The sequence below is a fragment of the Mesorhizobium sp. CA5 genome, assembly GCF_020165105.1.
In the GTDB taxonomy this organism is placed as follows: domain Bacteria; phylum Pseudomonadota; class Alphaproteobacteria; order Rhizobiales; family Rhizobiaceae; genus Mesorhizobium.
This window is the reverse complement of the sequence record NZ_JAIUHJ010000022.1, coordinates 19,349-37,461: the sequence shown is the minus strand read 5'-3', so window position 1 is coordinate 37,461 and position 18,113 is coordinate 19,349. Positions and strand designations below refer to the sequence as shown.

18 protein-coding genes are annotated in these 18,113 nt (G+C 64.1%); 6 read left to right on the top strand and 12 right to left on the bottom strand.

Translation table 11 applies throughout. From position 1 onward, the window contains the following. Positions 1–66 precede the first annotated feature (66 nt). Genes LB529_RS24050 through LB529_RS24040 form a run of 3 tightly spaced genes read left to right on the top strand, consistent with a single transcriptional unit; the run spans position 67 to position 6,145 of the window. Entirely contained in the window at positions 67–2,520 is a 2,454-nt protein-coding gene (locus tag LB529_RS24050; RefSeq protein ID WP_224712474.1) for an FAD-dependent oxidoreductase, read from the top strand. Next, entirely contained in the window at positions 2,520–3,701 is a 1,182-nt protein-coding gene (locus LB529_RS24045; protein ID WP_224712473.1) for a pyridoxal phosphate-dependent aminotransferase, read from the top strand. Before LB529_RS24050 ends, LB529_RS24045 begins: the two co-directional genes overlap by 1 nt. Further along, positions 3,698–6,145, top strand: coding sequence for an FAD-dependent oxidoreductase (locus LB529_RS24040; RefSeq protein ID WP_224712472.1), 2,448 nt, complete (start codon positions 3,698–3,700; stop codon positions 6,143–6,145). The genes LB529_RS24045 and LB529_RS24040 overlap by 4 nt, the downstream gene beginning before the upstream one ends. Before the next feature lie 55 nt (positions 6,146–6,200). On the opposite strand, the gene LB529_RS24035 is transcribed toward LB529_RS24040, so the two are convergent. The 9 genes from LB529_RS24035 to LB529_RS23995 all read right to left on the bottom strand — a co-directional run bounded on the left by LB529_RS24035 (position 6,201) and on the right by LB529_RS23995 (position 13,422). Beyond that, a complete protein-coding gene (locus LB529_RS24035; RefSeq protein WP_224601904.1) occupies positions 6,201–6,491 on the bottom strand; it encodes a type II toxin-antitoxin system RelE/ParE family toxin in 291 nt (96 codons plus the stop codon). Beyond that, positions 6,488–6,721, bottom strand: a complete 234-nt coding sequence (locus tag LB529_RS24030; RefSeq protein ID WP_095764901.1) for a hypothetical protein — start codon at positions 6,719–6,721, stop codon at positions 6,488–6,490. The genes LB529_RS24035 and LB529_RS24030 overlap by 4 nt, the downstream gene beginning before the upstream one ends. 73 nt (positions 6,722–6,794) lie before the next feature. Continuing rightward, positions 6,795–7,382 (bottom strand): NAD(P)H-dependent oxidoreductase, encoded by a 588-nt coding sequence (locus LB529_RS24025; RefSeq protein WP_224601906.1) that lies wholly within the window; start codon positions 7,380–7,382, stop codon positions 6,795–6,797. Next, on the bottom strand, positions 7,382–7,963 hold the full coding sequence (locus LB529_RS24020; protein WP_224712471.1) for an NAD(P)H-dependent oxidoreductase: 582 nt from the start codon (positions 7,961–7,963) through the stop codon (positions 7,382–7,384). The genes LB529_RS24025 and LB529_RS24020 overlap by 1 nt, the downstream gene beginning before the upstream one ends. Beyond that, positions 7,963–9,366, bottom strand: coding sequence for an FAD-binding oxidoreductase (locus LB529_RS24015; protein WP_224712503.1), 1,404 nt, complete (start codon positions 9,364–9,366; stop codon positions 7,963–7,965). Before LB529_RS24015 ends, LB529_RS24020 begins: the two co-directional genes overlap by 1 nt. A gap of 2 nt (positions 9,367–9,368) precedes the next feature. Further along, positions 9,369–10,667: a cytosine deaminase gene (locus tag LB529_RS24010; protein ID WP_224712470.1), complete on the bottom strand. Its 1,299-nt coding sequence runs from the start codon at positions 10,665–10,667 to the stop codon at positions 9,369–9,371. Positions 10,668–10,742: 75 nt separating this feature from the next. Beyond that, a complete protein-coding gene (locus LB529_RS24005; protein ID WP_224712469.1) occupies positions 10,743–11,594 on the bottom strand; it encodes an ABC transporter permease in 852 nt (283 codons plus the stop codon). Continuing rightward, positions 11,581–12,402, bottom strand: coding sequence for an ABC transporter ATP-binding protein (locus tag LB529_RS24000; RefSeq protein WP_224712468.1), 822 nt, complete (start codon positions 12,400–12,402; stop codon positions 11,581–11,583). Before LB529_RS24000 ends, LB529_RS24005 begins: the two co-directional genes overlap by 14 nt. Positions 12,403–12,417: 15 nt before the next feature. Then, on the bottom strand, positions 12,418–13,422 hold the full coding sequence (locus LB529_RS23995; RefSeq protein WP_224712502.1) for an ABC transporter substrate-binding protein: 1,005 nt from the start codon (positions 13,420–13,422) through the stop codon (positions 12,418–12,420). A 254-nt stretch (positions 13,423–13,676) separates the two neighbouring features. Between LB529_RS23995 and LB529_RS23990 the strand changes: the two genes are divergently transcribed. Next, entirely contained in the window at positions 13,677–14,060 is a 384-nt protein-coding gene (locus tag LB529_RS23990) for a RidA family protein (RefSeq protein WP_224712467.1), read from the top strand. A gap of 61 nt (positions 14,061–14,121) precedes the next feature. Continuing rightward, complete coding sequence (locus LB529_RS23985; protein ID WP_224600924.1) at positions 14,122–14,919, top strand: creatininase family protein; 798 nt, start codon at positions 14,122–14,124, stop codon at positions 14,917–14,919. 18 nt (positions 14,920–14,937) lie between these two features. On the opposite strand, the gene LB529_RS23980 is transcribed toward LB529_RS23985, so the two are convergent. Together LB529_RS23980 and cobD are read right to left on the bottom strand one after the other, a co-directional pair. Further along, positions 14,938–15,447, bottom strand: coding sequence for a tyrosine phosphatase family protein (locus tag LB529_RS23980; protein ID WP_224600923.1), 510 nt, complete (start codon positions 15,445–15,447; stop codon positions 14,938–14,940). Next, a complete protein-coding gene (gene cobD / locus LB529_RS23975) occupies positions 15,444–16,499 on the bottom strand; it encodes a threonine-phosphate decarboxylase CobD (protein WP_224712466.1) in 1,056 nt (351 codons plus the stop codon). Before cobD ends, LB529_RS23980 begins: the two co-directional genes overlap by 4 nt. Between cobD and cbiB the strand changes: the two genes are divergently transcribed. Further along, on the top strand, positions 16,498–17,487 hold the full coding sequence (gene cbiB / locus LB529_RS23970; protein ID WP_224600921.1) for an adenosylcobinamide-phosphate synthase CbiB: 990 nt from the start codon (positions 16,498–16,500) through the stop codon (positions 17,485–17,487). The genes cobD and cbiB overlap by 2 nt on opposite strands. Here the strand turns inward: cbiB and cobO are convergent. After that, positions 17,484–18,113 (bottom strand): cob(I)yrinic acid a,c-diamide adenosyltransferase, encoded by a 630-nt coding sequence (cobO, locus tag LB529_RS23965; protein WP_095764889.1) that lies wholly within the window; start codon positions 18,111–18,113, stop codon positions 17,484–17,486. The two genes, cbiB and cobO, sit on opposite strands and share 4 nt — an antisense overlap.

Here is an 18,113-nt window from a genome sequence, read left to right as displayed (position 1 = left end):
TTGGGATAACGACATGCATCAAAAACAAAAATCGAAGCGCGAAGCGCTGAGACTCTGGAGGAAGAAATGGCCGGTTTGCCGACCACGGCACGCGTGGTGATCATCGGAGGCGGCGTCGTCGGCACCTCCTCGCTCTATCACCTCTGCAAGGCGGGCTGGACCGATTGCGTGCTCCTGGAAAAGAACGAGCTGACCTCGGGCTCGACCTGGCATGCCGCCGGCAACGTGCCGACCTTCTCCTCGTCCTGGTCGCTGATGAACATGCAGCGCTATTCGACCGAGCTTTACCGGGGTCTGGCCGAAGCGGTCGACTATCCGATGAACTACCATGTAACCGGCTCGCTCCGGCTCGCCCATACCAAGGAGCGCATGCAGGAATTCCAGCGCGCCAAGGGCATGGGCCGCTACCAGGGAATGGATATCGACGTCGTCGGCCTCGACGAGATCAAGCGCCGCTACCCCTTCATCGAGACGCATGAGTTGAAGGGCGCGCTCTATGACCCGAGCGACGGCGACATCGACCCGGCTCAGCTGACCCAGGCGCTGGCCAAAGGCGCGCGTGACATGGGCGCCAAGATCATCCGCTTCTGCCCGGTCACCGGCGTGCGCCGCGAGAACGGCGAATGGGTGATCGCCACCCCGCAAGGCGAGATCCGCTGCGAGATCGTCATCAACGCGGCCGGCTACCGCGCCGCCGAAGTCGGCAAGATGTTCGGGCGCGACGTGCCGATGATGGTGATGAGTCATCAGTACATATTGTTCGAGGAAATCCCCGAGCTTGCCGCGTGGACGAAGGAACAGGGCCACAAGCTGCCGCTGCTGCGCGACGTCGACACGTCTTATTACTTGCGCCAGGAAAAGAGCGGCATGAATCTCGGCCCCTATGAGCGCAATTGCCGTGCGCATTGGGCGACCCACAACGATCCGATGCCGGAGGATTTCTCCTTCCAGCTTTTCCCCGACGATCTCGACCGCCTCGAGCATTACCTCGCCGACGCCGTCGCCCGCGTGCCGATCCTCGGCACCGCCGGCCTCTCCAAGGTGATCAACGGCCCGATCCCTTACGCGCCGGACGGCAATCCGCTGATCGGGCCGATGCCCGGCGTGCCGAACGCCTTCGAGGCCTGCGTGTTCACCTTCGGCATCGCGCAAGGCGGCGGCGCCGGCAAGGTGCTGGCCGAATGGGTCACCGAAGGCCAGACCGAATGGGATATGTGGTCCTGCGATCCGCGCCGTTTCACCAGCTTCGCCTCGGCGCCCGACTATTGCGTCGCCAAGGGCATGGAGATCTACGGCAACGAATACGCCATCCAGTTCCCGCGCCATGCCTGGCCCGTGGGGCGCAACCGCAAACTGTCGCCGCTGCATGATCGCATCAAGGCGCTGGGCGGCCAGTTCGACGCCTATAATGGCTGGGAGCGCGCGACTTGGTACGCACAAGCCGGCGATGATACTTCCGAAGAGTCTACCCTCACCTTCCGCCGCGACGGCCCCTGGCAGCAGCGCGTGCGCGAGGAATGCCTTGCCGTGCGTGACGCCGCCGGCATCCTCGACCTGCCCGGCTTCTCGCGCTTCAACCTCGAAGGTCCGGGCGCGGCCGATTGGCTGGCCTTGCAGGTCACCGGCCTTGTGCCGAAACCCGGTCGCATCGGCCTCGTCTATTTCGCCGACGACAAGGGCCGCATCGTCACCGAAATGTCGGTGGTGCGCCATGGCGAGGACCAGATGACGCTGATCACTGCCGCGGTGGCGCAGTGGCACGATTTCGAATGGCTGCAGTCGCGCATGCCCGCCGATGCGGCCTTCACGCTGACCGACCGTACGGAGGAATTTTCGACGCAGATTCTGACCGGCCCGAATTCGCGAAAAATCCTGGCCGAAGTCTGCGACGCCGACCTGACGCTGCCCTGGCTGACGCATCAGGAAACAATCATTGCCGGGCGCTGGGCGAAGCTGGTGCGCGTCTCCTTCGCCGGCGAGCTCGGCTGGGAAATCCACACCAAGGTCGCGGACACGGCGACCGTCTTCGATGCCGTCTGGGCCGCCGGCCGGAAGCACGGGCTAAAACCCTTCGGCATGTATGCGCTGGATTCGCTGCGGCTGGAAAAAGGCTACCGCGCCTGGAAAGGCGATCTGTCGACCGACTATTCGATCCTGCAGGGCGGCCTGGAGCGCTTCGTTAAATGGGACAAGCCGGACTTCCGCGGCAAGGCGGCTCTCCTCAACGAGAAGCAGCAGGGCGTGAAGAAGCGCTTCGTCACTTTGGTTGTCGAGAACCCCGGCGACTGCGACGCACCCTATATGTCGACGCTCTGGCACGACGGTAAGATCGTCGGCGAGACGACCTCGGGCGGCTGGGGCCACCGGGTCGGCAAGTCGATTGCGCTTGGCATGCTGCGCGCCGATCTCACGCAACCGGGCACCGCGATCGAGGTCGAGATTTTTGGCGATCGCTTCATAGCCGTCGTCCAGAAGGACGAGCCCCTGTGGGATCCGAAGAATGAGAGGTTGAGAGCCTGATGCCAAAACCATCAAAGCGCATTACCGGTATCGTGCCTTCCGGCAAGGACGGCTGGGAGGTCCATTTCGCCGCCTGGAATCGCAAGCAGGCCGGCGAAGACATCATTGTGCTCTCGGTCGGCGACCATGATTTCGACACGCCGTCGGAAACCATCGAAGCCTGCGTGAGCGCCGTGCGCGGCAGCAACCATCACTACACGCCGCTGCCCGGCCTGCCGCGCCTGCGCAAGGCGATGGCCGCCGCCGCGACCGTTTGCGCCGGCATCCTCACGGAACCCGACGAGGTCATCGCCACGCCTGGCGGCCAGGCAGCGCTTTATGCCGCCGTGCAGGGCGTGCTCGACCCGGGCGACCACGCCATTGTAGTCGCGCCTTACTACGCCACCTACCCCAACACCTTCAGCGCCGCGGGCGCCAGCTTCACGGTGGTCGAGACGCCGGCCGAAGATGGGTTTCAACCCCGCGCGGAGATGATCCGCGCCGCGCTTCAACCCAACACCCGCGCCATCCTGATCAACACGCCGAACAATCCGACCGGTGCCGTCTATTCGCGCGAACGGCTCGAGCAGCTAGCCGAAATCTGCAAGGAGAACGATCTCTGGCTGCTGTCGGACGAGGTTTACTGGACGCTCGGCGGCGGCGAGCACATCTCGCCGCGCTCGCTGCCCGGCATGGCCGAGCGCACGCTGGTCATCAACTCCATGTCGAAGAGCCACGGCATGACCGGCTGGCGCATGGGCTGGCTGACCGGGCCGAAAGCGATGATCGCGCTGATGACCGACCTCAATCTGGTCACGACCTACGGCCTGCCGGCCTTCATCTCCATCGCCTGCGCCGAGGCACTCGAAAACCACTATGGCGTGAAGGATATCGCCGAGCGTTACGCCGCGCGGCGCACGATCTTCCTCGATGCCATACGCGGAGCCAATGAAGTCACCGTGCGCGGCTCCGAAGGCGGCATGTACATCATGCTCGATGTCTCCGCGGTCGAACCCGACGACGAGAAATTCGCCTGGGCGCTGCTCGACAAGGAAAAGGTCGGCGTGATGCCCGGATCGAGCTTCGGGGAAGCCGCCGCCGGCCACATCCGCATCAGCCTCTGCCAGCCCGAACCCGTCCTCAAGGAAGCAGCGCTTCGCGTTCGCCGTTTCGCTTCCAACTATCGCCGCGAGGCCGCATGACCAAGACCATCCCGGCCAAAGCCCGCGCGGTAATCATCGGCGGCGGCGTCTCCGGCTGCTCGGTCGCCTATCATCTGGCCAAGCTCGGCTGGACCGACATCGTGCTCTTGGAGCGCAAGCAGCTCACCTCCGGCACCACCTGGCATGCGGCCGGGCTGATCGGCCAGTTGCGCGGCTCCCAGAACATGACGCGACTGGCGAAATATTCGGCCGATCTCTACGTCAAGCTTGAAGCCGAGACCGATGTCGGCACCGGCATGCGCCAGGTCGGCTCGATCACCGTCGCGCTGACGGAGGAGCGCAAGCACGAGATCTACCGGCAGGCGTCGCTCGCCCGCGCTTTCGATGTCGACGTGCGCGAGATTTCGCCGCGCGAGGTCAAGGAGATGTACCCGCATCTCAACGTCTCGGATGTGGTCGGCGCGGTGCATCTGCCGCTCGACGGCCAGTGCGACCCGGCCAACATTGCAATGGCGCTGGCCAAGGGCGCGCGCCAGCGCGGTGCGACGATCATCGAGAACGTCAAGGTCACCAAGGTCCATACCAAAAACGGCCGCGTCTCCGGCGTCTCCTGGACGCAGGGCGAGGAGCAAGGCACGATCGAGACTGACATTGTCGTCAACTGCGCCGGCATGTGGGCGCGCGAGTTGGGCCGGCAGAACGGCGTCACCATCCCGCTGCACGCCTGCGAGCATTTCTATCTCGTCACCGAGCCGATCCCCGGCCTCTCCCGCCTGCCGGTGCTGCGCGTGCCGGACGAGTGCGCCTACTACAAGGAGGACGCCGGCAAGATGATGCTCGGCGCCTTCGAGCCGGTGGCAAAGCCCTGGGGCATGGACGGCATCCGCGAGGATTTCTGCTTCGACCAGTTGCCCGAGGACATGGACCATTTCGAGCCCATCCTCGAAATGGGCGTCAACCGCATGCCGATGCTGGGCACCGCCGGCATCCATACCTTCTTCAACGGCCCGGAGAGTTTCACGCCGGACGACCGCTATTATCTCGGCGAGGCGCCGGAGCTTTCCGGCTACTGGATGGCGACGGGCTATAACTCGATCGGCATCGTCTCCTCCGGCGGCGCCGGCATGGCGCTGGCGCAATGGATCAATGACGGCGAGGCGCCCTTCGACCTGTGGGAGGTCGATATCCGCCGCGCCCAGCCTTTCCAGAAGAACCGCCGCTACCTCAAGGAGCGCGTCTCCGAAACGCTCGGCCTGCTCTATGCCGACCATTTCCCCTATCGCCAGATGGCGACCTCGCGCGGCGTGCGCCGCTCGCCCTTGCACGAGCACCTGAAGGCGCGCGGCGCCGTCTTCGGCGAGGTGGCGGGCTGGGAGCGCGCCAACTGGTTCGCGCGCGAAGGCCAGGAGCGCGAATACCGCTATTCCTGGAAGCGGCAGAACTGGTTCGACAACCAGCGCGAGGAACATCTCGCGGTGCGCAACGGCGTCGGCCTGTTCGACATGACTTCCTTCGGCAAGATCCGCGTCGAGGGTCGCGATGCCTGCGCCTTCCTGCAGCGGCTCTGCGCCAACGACATGGACGTGGCGCCGGGCAAGATCGTCTACACGCAGATGCTCAACCAGCGCGGCGGCATCGAGAGCGACCTCACCGTGACGCGGCTTTCGGATACGGCCTATTTCCTGGTCGTGCCGGGCGCCACGCTGCAGCGCGACTTCGCCTGGCTGAGAAAGCATGTCGCCGACGAGTTCGTCGTCATCACCGACGTCACCGCCGCCGAAGCCGTGATCTGCGTCATGGGTCCGGAGGCGCGAAAACTGATCCGGAAGGTCAGCCCGAACGACTTCTCCAACCAAGCCAATCCGTTCGGCACTTTCCAGGAGATCGAGATCGGCATGGGTCTGGCCCGCGCCCACCGCGTCACCTATGTCGGCGAGCTTGGCTGGGAACTCTATATCTCGACCGAGCAGGCGGCCCATGTCTTCGAGGCGATCACCGAAGCCGGCGCCGATGTCGGCCTGAAACTCTGCGGCCTGCACACGCTTGATTCCTGCCGCATCGAAAAGGCCTTCCGGCATTTCGGCCACGACATCACCGACGAGGACAATGTGCTGGAGGCGGGCCTCGGCTTTGCGGTGAAGACGAGCAAATCCGGCTTCATCGGCCGCGACGCTGTGCTCAGGAAGAAGGAAGCCGGTCTGTCACGCCGGCTGGTGCAGTTTCGTCTGAAGGACCCGCAGCCGCTCCTCTTCCACAACGAGGCCATCCTGCGCGACGGCAAGATCGTCGGCCCGATCACATCAGGCAATTACGGCCACCATCTCGGCGGCGCGATCGGGCTTGGCTATGTGCCTTGCCAAGGCGAGAGCGAGGCGGATGTGCTGGGCTCATCCTATGAGGTGGAGATCGCCGGCGAGCGTTTCACGGCGGAAGCCTCGCTGAAGCCGATGTACGATCCGAAGGCGGAACGGGTGAGGATGTAGCTTTCCTCTCGCGGCTTCGGGCAGGATTGCCCGCAGGCGTGACCAAGAGTCGCTATTACTTGTCCGGCATGGTTGACGGATCGCGAGCACCGTGTCGGATACCGACAATCACAATTTCGGCGGCGGAAGGCTCATAGTAGATCAGGTAGGGATAAGGCCGCACGACAATCCGGCGCATCGGCCTTTCGTCTGTAGCAACGCCGGCCAAAGGATGTTCAAGCAATAGATTGATGACTGCGTGGAGTCTGGCTTGGATCCGCTTCGCCCCTTTGGGTGACTGCAACGCGATATTGCCGAGAACCTCGTCTAACTCGGCTAACGCCGCCGGCGTGTAACGAAGCTTCACAGGCCGTGCTTCGCCCAAACAGCGCGGACTTCCTCGTCGGTTGCAAATTCACCACGCGCAGCCTGCGCTCGGGACATTGCGAGCGAGGCTTTTTCCTCTCGGCTCAGTTGGTGAATAGGTTCGTCCCCCACTTCACCCGCGAGGCGCAAGAGGACACGTGCGTACTCGTCCTGCAATTCAGGAGGCAAGGTGCGAACACGTTGGACTGCATGCTCGAAAAGCTTGGTCATGCCCTTATTATGCACTTCATTTCCGCATAAAAAAAGGCGTTCGCCACAATCCCGCAGGATAGCTGAAGGCCCCCTAAAACCGCTCAAGCGTCCTGCGGACTTTGACCAGAAACCCCGCCCGGCTCTTCGGCGTCGAGGCATCCATCAGATAGTGCGCCAGGAAAAACGTCTTGCAGCGCGTGGCGCATAGCGCCCGCATGCCGCGTAAAATCGTCTTGCGTCCCGGCTGGCCGACGACCACGCTCCACCAGGTCGGCGCGCCGCAGGTGGTGATGACGCCGACCTTGGTGACGTGTCGCATCAGCGACGTGATGCGTCCCTTGCCGGCCGGCAGCTTGAAGGCGATCTCGGTCGCCCACACGCGGTCGAACCAGCCCTTCAGCATCGCCGGCAATCCGTACCACCAGGTCGGGTAGATGAAGAGAATCGCCTGCGCCCATTGCAGATGCTCGAAATGCGGCGTCAGCGCCGGGTCTTGCGGCGCCCGGTCGTTGTAGAACCGCCGCTCATCGCAACTCATCACCGGATCGAAATTCTCGGCATAGAGATCGAGCAGACGCACGTCCCAGCCCCGCCCTTTCAGCACCTCGATCGCCAGGTCGCGGATCGCCGCGCAATAGCTTTCCGGCACCGGATGGCAATAGACCACCAGCACGCGCATCAGAAGGCGTCCATCGTGGCCGCGACCTTCGCCATGAAGACTTTGCGCGTCTCGTCGGTGGATAGGTTCATCGAATAATGCGCGAGATAGGAGACGGGAGCGCCTGGCTTGATGGTCGCCCGCAGCATGCGCTTGACGATCTTGCGCGGCGGGTCGCCCATCAGCATGGCGCGAAAGCGGCTGCCGCCATAGGTGGTGATGGCCGCGAGCTTGCGGATGTTGTGCAATGTCGGCTGCACTTTGCCGTCGACCAGCTTGAACGACACGCCGGGCAGAAAGACGCGGTCGAAAAAACCTTTCAGGATTGCCGGATAGCCATAGTTCCAGACCGGAAACGACAGCACCAGCGCTTCGGCATTCTTCAGCCTTTCGACATAGCCGGCGACCGCGTCGTCCGGCCCGCGCGGGTCGTGGTAGCCGAGCCGCTCGGCGCGTGTCAGCCTTGGGTCGAAATCGTCGGCATAGAGGTCGCAGTCGTCGACCGCATGCCCCGCCGCGGCGAGCCGCTCGACGATCGTCTTGTGCAGGCCGGCGTTGAAGCTGGTCTCCACCGGATGAGCGTAAAGCACGAGGATTTTCATCACCCCGCCTTCTGCAATCCCTTGAACAGGAACATGCGGCCGGAGCGATAATCATAGTCCGGGTTTTCCCAGGCGATCATCTTGCCGGGATTGAGCAGCCCTTGCGGATCGGTCTCGCGCTTGAAGGCGAGCTGGATCTCGTCGGTCTGCTTCATGCCGCCCTCTTCCAGCGTGTAGCGATGCGGGTTGAAGATCGGGCAGCCATTCTCCTCATGCAGGCGGATGATCTCGTTGAGCCGCGCCTCGGTGGTGAACTTGATCAGCGGCAGGCCGAAGCAGGTGATGTTGCCGTCGAGCCGCACGAATTCGAGATGCGAGAACACCTCGCCTGGGAACATCGCGTCCATCTTCTCGGCCAGCGCCAGCTGGTTGGGGAACGGATAGAGCGACTGCAGATAGGTGATCGACGGGTCGACGCGCAGTGCCCGCAGGGTCGTGTGGTTCCAGGCAAGCTCATAGGCCGGCGGCAGGCCCTTCTTGTCCTCGTTCGTCGCGGTCGCCGCATTGAAGATGACCTCGCCTCCGGTGCGCCGGGTGAAAGCCAGGAAGGCATCGAGCCCATGGTTCGCGACCATGACGACACAGATGCTTTGCCCCTCGCGCAAGAATTTCTGGTGCCGCTTGAAATAGAGCTGCGGCACGGGTTCGGCGATCGGCGTGATCAGCTTGGTCAGGATGCCGTCCTGGCAGGCAAGCGCGTTGCCGTAGCGGGCGGCGCCCATGAATTTGTCGAAGCCGACAATGACGTCGATCCATTCATAGGCGGCGGTCAGCGGCATCTCGACCTCCGTGATGATGCCGTTGGTGCCGTAGGCATGCGTGACCTTGTGCAGATCCTCGCCGGTGAGCTCGAGCGCCTTTGGCTCGGCCTCCATGGTGACGACGCGCAGCCGCAGCACATTGCCGAAATCGCGCAGGCCGCCGAAATTGATCGAGCCGACCCCGCCCGAACCGCCGGCGATGAAGCCGCCGATCGAGGCGGTGTTGTAGGTCGAGGGCGAGAGCCTGAGCTCCTGCCCGGAATGCGCCCGCGTCGCCTTGTCGATCTCGGCAAGGATTGCGCCCGGCCCGGTCACCACCCGCCCCGGCGCGATCGTTTTGATCTCGTTCATCTCGGCGAGGTTCAGCACCACGCCGCCCGACAACGGCATCGCCTGCCCGTAATTGCCGGTCCCGCTGCCGCGCGGCGTCACCGGGACGCCATGCCGGTGGCATGCGGCAAGCACGCGGATCACCTCATCCTCGCTCTTCGGGGTAACGATCAGGTCGCCTTTGATGTGATCGAGTTGCGCCTTCAGCACCGGGCTGTACCAGTAGAAGTCGCGGCTCTTCTGCTGGACGATGGCCGGATGGTCGTCGAGCTTGATCCCGTCGAGATCGCGCTTCAGCGCTGCGATATCCATCATCACACCATCAGTTCGTCGAGTTCGGCATAGTCGGGCAGTTGGCGTTCGATCGCCCTGCCGTCGCGCACCACGATGCGATCCGATTCGGGCCGCGACAGCAATTCGGTCCAGCTCCGCCCCTTGAAGACAACGAAGTCGGCGCTGCCGCCGGCGGCAAGCGTACCGGCGCCGTCGAGCCGCATCACCTCGGCCGGCGTTGCCGCCACCGCCTTCGGCCAGTCGCCTACCGGATGGTCGAAATGCAGGATGCGCGTCGCCATGCGGTAGACCTCCAGCATATCGAGATCGCCATAGGCGTAGAAGGGATCGCGCGTGTTGTCGGAAGCAACCGCCACCTTGATGCCGCGCGCCTTCATCTCGTGCAGCAGCGTCACGCCGCGCCAGCGCGGGGTGGTGTGATCGCTGCGGCGGTCCTGCAGATAGAGATTGCACATCGGCAGCGACACCACGGCAAGCCGCGCCTTCGCCATCTTGTCCAGCGTGTCGAGCACCTCGAGGTCCGGCTGGCGCGCCAACGAGCAGCAATGGCCGACCAGGATGTTGCCCTCGAAACCGTTCCACAGCGACGCCTCGGCGATCTTCTTCAGCGAGATGGCCGCGACATCGTCGGTCTCGTCGGCATGGAAATCGAGATCGAGCCCATGCTCGATCGCCTGGGCGAACACCTTGTCGAGCAGTTCCTCGAGATCGGGTACCATATAGGTGACGACGCCGAGCACGCCCTTGGCCGCGGCGACGCGCTTCGCCAACCGTTCGAACCAGGCTTTGTCGCGCACGCCTTCGATGCCGAGCAGGCAGGCCGCCTGCAGCTCGATGCGCCCGCGCCATTTTTCCCGCATCGTTTCGAACACCGGCCAGGAGATCTCCTCCTGCGGCGGCACGCTGTCGAGATGCGTGCGCATAGCCTTGGTGCCGTGCGCGTAGGCCGAGCGCAGCGAGAAGTCCATGCGGCGCGCGACATCCTCGGCGCTCCAGCGCGTGGTGCGGTCGGCGCCGGTGGCATTGAGCGCGCCCATGAAAGTGCCGTCCGGATTGGGCTTTCGCGGCCAGATATGGCCCTTGTCGATATGGGTATGGCAGTCGACGAAGCACGGCATCACGATGCGGCCGGCAAGGTCGATCGCGCCGGGGTGCGCCTCTGCCTGGTCGTGCGCGGCAAGATCGGCGATCTTGCCGTTGGTGATGGTAATGTTGGCAAGCGCAAACCCGTCCGAGTCGAAAGCGGCGGCAAGACCCGGCGTGAGCGATCGATGAAGCCGAACGTTAGCCAGGCAATAAGAACCAGAGGTTGGTATCAAGGCCTGGCCCCCGCTGTCTTATGCAGAACTGGTCCCCAAATGGGCGCCTCACTATTCTCAACCGCGTCGCGCACCTTACCGCTCCTGTTTCAGCGCGCTCTCGTGCCAGCGGCGCAGGATGAGATGCGACACCAGCGACAGCACCAGGAAGATAAGGATGCCGGTGAGCGAGATCAGGATCAGCGCCGCGAACAGGCGCGGCGCGTTGAGCCGGTAGCCGGCCTCGATGATGCGGGACGCGAGCCCCGACGACTGCCCCTGCGCGCCGGCGACGAATTCCGCCACCACCGCGCCGATCAGCGACAGGCCGCCGGCGATCTTCAGCCCGCCGAGGAAATAGGGCATCGCCGCCGGCAGCCGCAGATAGCGCAATTGCTGCCAGCGCGTCGCGCCGTTGAGCTTGAACAGGTCCCGCAGGTTCCGATCGACCGAGTTCAGGCCGAGCGTGGTGTTGGAGAGGATCGGGAAGAAGGCGACGATCCAGGCGCAGAGCAGCAGTTTGACGGTCTGGTTGTCCACATAGATGTTGATCAAGGGGAAGATGGCGACGATTGGCGTCACCTGCAGCACGATGGCGAAGGGGAAGAACGACATCTCCACCCATTTCGATTGCGCGAACAGCACCGCCAGTCCGACGCCACCGATCACGGCGAGAGCCAAGCTGAAAAAGGTGATCCTGAGCGTCACCAGCAGTGACGAGAACAACAGCCCCGCGTCGTTGTGCAGCGTCTGCAGCACCACGCCCGGCCGCGGCAGGATATATTGCGGGATCTCGTTCCAGACGCAGATGCGGTCCCACAGCACGATCGCCAGCACCATGATCGCCAGCGGCAGCACCCATTTGCCGATGCGCTCCAGCCGCTCCTGGCGGGCGCGGCGCGCCTCTTCCGGATCGAGCGTCAGGACATTGTCTTCAATGGCCATCATTTTGCGATCCGGCGGTTGAGTTGATGGCGTCGACCAGCACGCCCGAGGCCTGCCGGCAAAGCGCAGCGTAGCCCGGCGAGGTCCGGAACGCTTCGTCGCGAGGATAGGGCGCATTGATGGGGAGTTCGCCGAAAACGCGGCCCGGCCGCGCGGCCATGACGACGACGCGGCTGGACAGAAACACGCTTTCGAACACACTGTGGGTGACGAAGACGACGGTGAAGCGCTCGTCCTGCCAAAGCTCCAGAAGATCGTTGTTGAGCTTGAAGCGGGTGATCTCGTCGAGCGCCGCGAAAGGCTCGTCCATCAGAAGGATGCGCGGCTTGGTCACCATGGCCCGCGCGATCGAGACGCGCATCTTCATGCCGCCGGAAAGCTCGCGCGGCACAGCGTTCTCGAAGCCGGTGAGATGGACGCGCGACAGCATCTCCATCACGGCGGGTTCCGCCTTGGCGCGCGACACGCCCTTCAGCCTCAGCGGCAGCCAGACATTGTCGAAGACGCTGGCCCAAGGCAGCAGCGTCGGCTCCTGGAACACGAAACCGATATTCGAGCGGTCGATCGAGCCGCGCCAGTCGAGCTGGCCGGAGGTCGGCGTCGAGAGACCCGCGATCAACCTGAGCGCGGTCGACTTGCCGCAGCCCGAGGGGCCGAGCAGGCTCAGGAAATCGCCTTCGCGGATCGCCAGGTCGACCTTGCTCAGCGCCGTCACGCCGTTGGAAAAGACCTTGCCGACATTGCGCAATGCCAGCAGCATCGGGACCTCCCCCGATGCCGCCGGCGTCTCAGCCACTTTCTCCTGGATCATCTCAGGCCGGCCGCCTTACTTCTTCAGCTCCAGCCCGACACCCTTATTGATGAAGGCCAGCGTGTAAGCCTTCTTGATGTCAAGGCCCGGCTGCGCGACCTTGGCCTTGACCATCTTGTCGTAAAAACTCTGGATGCGGGCTTCGGTCATCGCGCCGATGCCGAGCTTTTCCGAATCGCCCGAATCGACAACGCCGAACTTCTTCATCTGCTCGATCGAGAAGGCCATCTGCTCATCCGTCATGTCCGGATTGTCCTTCTTGATCATCTCATTGGCGGCCTTGTTGTCGCCATAGAGGTATTTGTACCAGCCCTTGGCCGAGCCATCGACGAAGCATTGGACCACCTCCGGCCGCTTGTCGATCGTATCCTGCATCACCTCGATGGTCGTCGCATAGGTGTCCCAGCCATTGTCGGCAAGCAGGAACTGGTTCGGCGTGAAGCCTCCCTGCTTCTGCACCGCGAACGGCTCGGAGGTCACATAACCTTGCTGGATCGACTTCTTGTTGGCGATGAAGGGCGCCGGATTGAACGTGTAGGGCACGCGCTTGGCGGCGTCGAAGCCGAGATCGGTGACCATCCACTGGAAGAAGGTCTGCGCGCCTTCGTCACCCATGATGTACTGGTCGGCGTTCTTCAGGTCTTCCCACTTGTCCAGCCCCTCTCCCGGATGGGACATGATGACCTGCGGGTCCTTCTGGAAATCGGCGGCAACAACGCGCATCGGAATACCTTGCTGCACGGCGTCGAAGGCCGACAGCAGGTTGCCGCCCATGTAGAAATCGATCTTGCCCGCAAGCAGCATCGGCCGGCCGCTGACCTGCGGGCCGCCCTGCATGATGGTCACATCGAGGCCGCAGGCGGCATAGGTGCCGTCGGCGATCGCCTGATAGTAGCCGCCATGTTCCGGCTCGGCCAGCCAGTTGGTGCCGAACGTCACCTTCTCGTTCGCAGCAGCAGTCAGCGTGCCCGCCACCAGCAGGACGGCGGCGCCCGCCAAAATCTTTCCTTGTCCGATCATAAACATCACCCTCTCTTGGCCCGGGCGCGCGACGCGCAGGGCTCAACACCATCGATTCAAGAAGCAAGACACATGCCACCGCCTGGACCGCCTGCTTGTGCGGCAGTCATTGCCGAGACCGGACGGGTCATGCCGTACGCGAGGCATCGTGCCTATTTTTTGGACGCCTGTCCATAATCGCTCCTAGCGGCATCCACGGCATCTTGAATGTTTCATGAATCCGCCACTAGGCTGTCGGCCGACAGGAGAATGCCATGCTCAAATACCTCGCCCCCAAGTCGATCAAGCCGCCTTTCGCCCGCTACAGCCACGGCGTCGAAATACCGGCCGGAAAGCGCCTGGTGCTGTGCTCGGGTCAATTGGGAATCGGCCCCGACGATACCGTGCCGGAGGACGCCGGCGCGCAGGCCGAGCTCTGCTTCAAGAACATCGCCGCGATTCTGAGCGAGGCCGGGCTGACCTTGAACGACATCGTGCGCATCAACGCCTTCGTCATCGGCCGCGAGCACCTGCAGGCCTATATGGATGTCCGCAACCGGCTCTTTTCCGATCCGGCGCCGGCCTCCACGCTGATGATCGTCTCCGGCTTCGCCCGCCCGGAATTCAAGGTCGAGGTCGAAGTTCTGGCAGCGGGCTAGCTGTTTCCGGGGATAGTCTCTAGACCTCAGGCCGGACAGCAGACCAATCGGGAGACGAAAAGTGACGACAAGACGCGTATGGTGGGGCGATTACCGGACGACCGAATACGCCTCGATCGACGCCGAAGCGACCATCGCCGTGCTGCCGGTGGCGGCGATCGAGCAGCACGGCCCGCACCTTCCGGTCTCGACCGACACCTCGATCATGGCGGGCATGCTGGAGACGGTGATCGCGCGCCTGCCCGACGATCTCGACATCCGCATCCTGCCGGTGCAGGCGGTCGGTAAGTCGAACGAGCATCTGCATGCGCCGGGAACGCTCACCTTGCCCGCCACCACCTTGGTCGACGCCTGGACCGAACTCGGCCTGTCGGTCGCCCGCGCCGGGGTGAGAAAGCTGATCGTCGTGAATTCGCATGGCGGCAATGAAGAGATCATGGGCATCATTTCGCGCGAATTGCGCGTGCGCGCCAAAATGCTGTCCGTGAAGACGAGCTGGCAGCGGTTCGGCCGCCCGGCCGGCATGTACACCGAGCTGGAGGATCGTCACGGCATCCATGGCGGCGATGTCGAGACATCGCTGATGCTGCACTTCCGGCCCGATCTCGTCGACATGAGCAAGGCGGAGAATTTCGTCTCCAATGTCGGCCGCGCCGAAAAGGAATTCGCCCTGCTGCGCCACACCGGAACGCACGCATTCGCCTGGATCGCCAGCGACCTCAATCCGAACGGCGTGGTCGGCGACGCTTCGATCGCCACGGCCGAGAAGGGCCGGCTGACGGCGGAAATGCAGGCCGACGGTTTTATCAACCTGGTCAGGGATGTGCGCAAAGCGAAGCTTGCCGAGTGGCTGTCGTAGTGGCTGGTCCGCTTTGACTTAGGCGTCGATCCCCAGTTCGAAGGGTATCCCTTCGAACGCGTCGGCGCCGCGCCCGATGGCCTCGATCGCCGCGATCATGCGGCCGTCGCGCTCAAGCAGCGTGTCGGCGACGGCGATCAGCCGTGGATTGGGCGTAGCCGTCGGCGAGAGAAAGCGCAGCGTTCGGGCGAGCTCCATCTCGTCACGCTTGGGCGCCAGCGCCGCGGCGATGATGTAGGCCGACGCCGTCGAGCGGCTGACGCCGGCATAGCAATGCACCACCAGCGGCTTTACCCGGTCCCAGCGATAGGCGAAATCGAGCAAGGCCCGCACATGCTCCTCGCCGGGCATCGTCATGCCTTCCTGCGCGACAGCGATGTCGTGCATGACCAGATGCAGGTGGTTTTCCGACAGGATCGAGGCCGGGCGGACCACTTCGGTGCCTGCGGCGAGCAGCGACAACAACCGCTGCGCACCGGTCCTTGCCACGGCCTCGTCGACCTTCGACAGCGAACAGACGTGGATCATTGCCCGAACTCCTTTGGCGCATCCTTGCGCCGCGCGGCCCACGTGGCAAGGGCGCCTTCGAGGTGTTGCCATTCCGCTTCATTGCCCGGCAAACCGACACGCAGCACTTGAGGCCGCTCGGCAAAATGGCGGACCAGCACGCCGCTCGAGCCAAGTGCCGAAAAAAGGCCTGCGGCCTCGGGAAACGACAGATAGCGGAACAGGCTGGTGCCGCCGGCGACCGGAACATCGAATCGGCCAAGCAGCGCGTCGAGCCGCCCGGCATCCTGCGCCAGGCGTTGCCGCACATCCGCCTGCCACGCCGCATCCGACAAGGCGCGGATGCCATATTCGAGCGCCGGGCCGGCGACCGCCCAGGGCCCGAGCTGCACATCCAGCCGCTCGGCCGTCAGCGGATCCGCCAGCGCGAAGCCGAGCCGAACACCGGCGAGGCCGAAGAATTTGCCGAAGGAGCGCAGCACGACGATGCCCCCCTCCCCGACATCGCCGGCCAAGCTTTGCTCGATCGGGCCGACATCCATGAAAGCTTCGTCGACGACCAGCAGCCCGCCCTTGGCGCGAAGTCGCGCCGCAAGGTCGAGCAGACGGGCCTTTTCGATCACCCGCCCGTCCGGATTGTTGGGATTGACCAGCACCGCAAGGTCCGCCTCGGCCAGCGCGTCGAAATCGCTGACCTCCGCGACCGCATGGCCGGCGATAGCCGCGGCCCGGGCATGTTCGGCATAGGTTGGGCCGAGCACCAGCGCCTTGCCTGGCCGCAGCAGCGAAGCGACGCGCGGCAGGAGAATCTGCGTGCCGGGCGCCGCCGCCACATGCGCCGCCGACGGCGCGCCATAGGCCCTGGCCGCAATTTCGGCCAATTCGCGCAGTTGTCCTGCCTCCGGCAATCGGGACAGCGCTGTGGCGGGCAGGTCGAAAAGCGGATAGGAGTGCGGATTGATACCTGTCGAGAGGTCCACGAAAGGTTTTGGCGCATGAGGAAAAAGCGCGTTTGCCCGGCCAAGGCTGCCGCCATGATCAACCGCTGCAATCGCTCCGCTTAGAAGTTTCATGTCCGTCCTGATCGCTTTCCTATCACTCGCCATCGAACGCGCCCTCGGCTACCCGGACTGGCTGTTCGGCGCCATCGGCCATCCGGTCACCTGGATCGGCAGGCTGATATCCTTTCTCGATCGCCGGCTCAACCACGCTACGGATTCCGACGAATTGCGTCGCCGCCGCGGCGTCCAGGCCTTGCTCGTCATTCTGCTGGTGCCCGGCCTGATCGGCCTGGCGCTGCATGTCCTGCTCTGGATGATGTTCCCCACGGGCCTCGTCATCGCCGCCATCCTCGGTTCCTCGCTGCTGTCGCAGAAGAGCCTCGCGGAGCATGTCGAGGACGTCGCCGATGCGTTGGAGACCGGCGGCCTGACCCTCGGCCGCATCGCCGTATCGCGCATTGTCGGCCGCGATCCGGAAAAGCTCGACAAGGGCGGTGTCGCGCGTGCCGCGATCGAAAGCCTGGCCGAGAATTTTTCGGACGGCATTGTTGCGCCCGCCTTCTGGACCGGCATCGGCGGACTGGGCGGAGGTGCTGCCTACAAGGCCGCCAACACCGCCGATTCGATGATCGGCCACCGCACGCCGAAATACGAAGCCTTCGGCCGTGCGGCCGCCCGCTTCGACGATCTCATCAACCTGCCCGCATCGCGGCTCACCGGCCTGCTGATCGTGCTGGCGGCATTTCTCGTTCCGGGCGCCGATCCGCATGGCGCCTGGCAGGTGATGCGGCGCGACGCCAGGAAGCATCGTTCGCCCAATGCCGGCTGGCCGGAAGCTGCGATGGCCGGCGCGCTGGGCCTGTCTCTCGCCGGACCGCGCAGCTATGGCGGCGAAGTCGTCGAGGACGCCTTCATGGGCGAAGGCGGCCGCCGCGAGGCCGAAAGCACCGACATCCGCCAGGCGCTCAAGCTCTATCGCGTAGCCGACTGGCTGCTGCTCGGCCTATTCGCGGTCGTCTCGGCGATCGTGATCTACCTGACCATCTTGATCGGCGGCTAAAACTCAATTCCCTGCTGCGCCTTCACGCCGGCGGCGAAATGGTGCTTGGTCAGCCCCATCTCGGTGACGAGATCGGCCGCCTCGACGAGGAGCGGCTTGGCGTTGCGGCCGGTGACGATCACATGCAGGTCGCCCCGGCGCGCCTTCAGCGCTGCGACCACCTTTTCCAGGTCGAGATAGTCGTAGCGCAGCGCGATGTTGAGCTCGTCGAGCACAACGAGGCTCATCGAGGGATCGGCCATCAGCTCCAATGCCTTGGCCCAGGCGGCTTCGGCGGCGGCGATGTCGCGCTTCAGGTCCTGCGTCTCCCAGGTAAAACCCTCGCCCATCGCATGCCACACGACTCGGTCGCCGAAGGCCGCGAAAGCATCCTTCTCGCCGGTATGCCATTTGCCTTTGATGAACTGCACGACGCCGACGCGCTTGCCATAGCCCAGCATTCTCAGCGCCAGGCCGAAGGCGGCCGTGGTCTTGCCCTTGCCCGGCCCGGTGTTGACGATCAGCAGCCCCTTTTCAACCGTCTTGCCGGCCACTTCGGCATCCTGCACCGCCTTGCGCTTGGCCATCTTGGCGCGGTGGCGCTCGGCGTCCTTGTCATCAATGGTCTTGTCTTCGATTTCGGCCAT

What these genes read in the sequence shown, in the direction of transcription:
- LB529_RS24050 (WP_224712474.1), top strand. Translation starts at nt 67, where the DNA reads ATGGCCGGTTTGCCGACCACGGCACGCGTGGTGATCATCGGAGGCGGC.
- LB529_RS24045 (WP_224712473.1), top strand. Translation starts at nt 2,520, where the DNA reads ATGCCAAAACCATCAAAGCGCATTACCGGTATCGTGCCTTCCGGCAAG.
- LB529_RS24040 (WP_224712472.1), top strand. Translation starts at nt 3,698, where the DNA reads ATGACCAAGACCATCCCGGCCAAAGCCCGCGCGGTAATCATCGGCGGC.
- LB529_RS24030 (WP_095764901.1), bottom strand. Translation starts at nt 6,721, where the DNA reads ATGACCAAGCTTTTCGAGCATGCAGTCCAACGTGTTCGCACCTTGCCT.
- LB529_RS24025 (WP_224601906.1), bottom strand. Translation starts at nt 7,382, where the DNA reads ATGCGCGTGCTGGTGGTCTATTGCCATCCGGTGCCGGAAAGCTATTGC.
- LB529_RS24020 (WP_224712471.1), bottom strand. Translation starts at nt 7,963, where the DNA reads ATGAAAATCCTCGTGCTTTACGCTCATCCGGTGGAGACCAGCTTCAAC.
- LB529_RS24015 (WP_224712503.1), bottom strand. Translation starts at nt 9,366, where the DNA reads ATGGATATCGCAGCGCTGAAGCGCGATCTCGACGGGATCAAGCTCGAC.
- LB529_RS24005 (WP_224712469.1), bottom strand. Translation starts at nt 11,594, where the DNA reads ATGATGGCCATTGAAGACAATGTCCTGACGCTCGATCCGGAAGAGGCG.
- LB529_RS24000 (WP_224712468.1), bottom strand. Translation starts at nt 12,402, where the DNA reads ATGATCCAGGAGAAAGTGGCTGAGACGCCGGCGGCATCGGGGGAGGTC.
- LB529_RS23995 (WP_224712502.1), bottom strand. Translation starts at nt 13,422, where the DNA reads ATGATCGGACAAGGAAAGATTTTGGCGGGCGCCGCCGTCCTGCTGGTG.
- LB529_RS23990 (WP_224712467.1), top strand. Translation starts at nt 13,677, where the DNA reads ATGCTCAAATACCTCGCCCCCAAGTCGATCAAGCCGCCTTTCGCCCGC.
- LB529_RS23980 (WP_224600923.1), bottom strand. Translation starts at nt 15,447, where the DNA reads ATGATCCACGTCTGTTCGCTGTCGAAGGTCGACGAGGCCGTGGCAAGG.
- cbiB (WP_224600921.1), top strand. Translation starts at nt 16,498, where the DNA reads ATGTCCGTCCTGATCGCTTTCCTATCACTCGCCATCGAACGCGCCCTC.
- cobD (WP_224712466.1), bottom strand. Translation starts at nt 16,499, where the DNA reads ATGAAACTTCTAAGCGGAGCGATTGCAGCGGTTGATCATGGCGGCAGC.
- cobO (WP_095764889.1), bottom strand. Translation starts at nt 18,113, where the DNA reads ATGGCCGAAATCGAAGACAAGACCATTGATGACAAGGACGCCGAGCGC.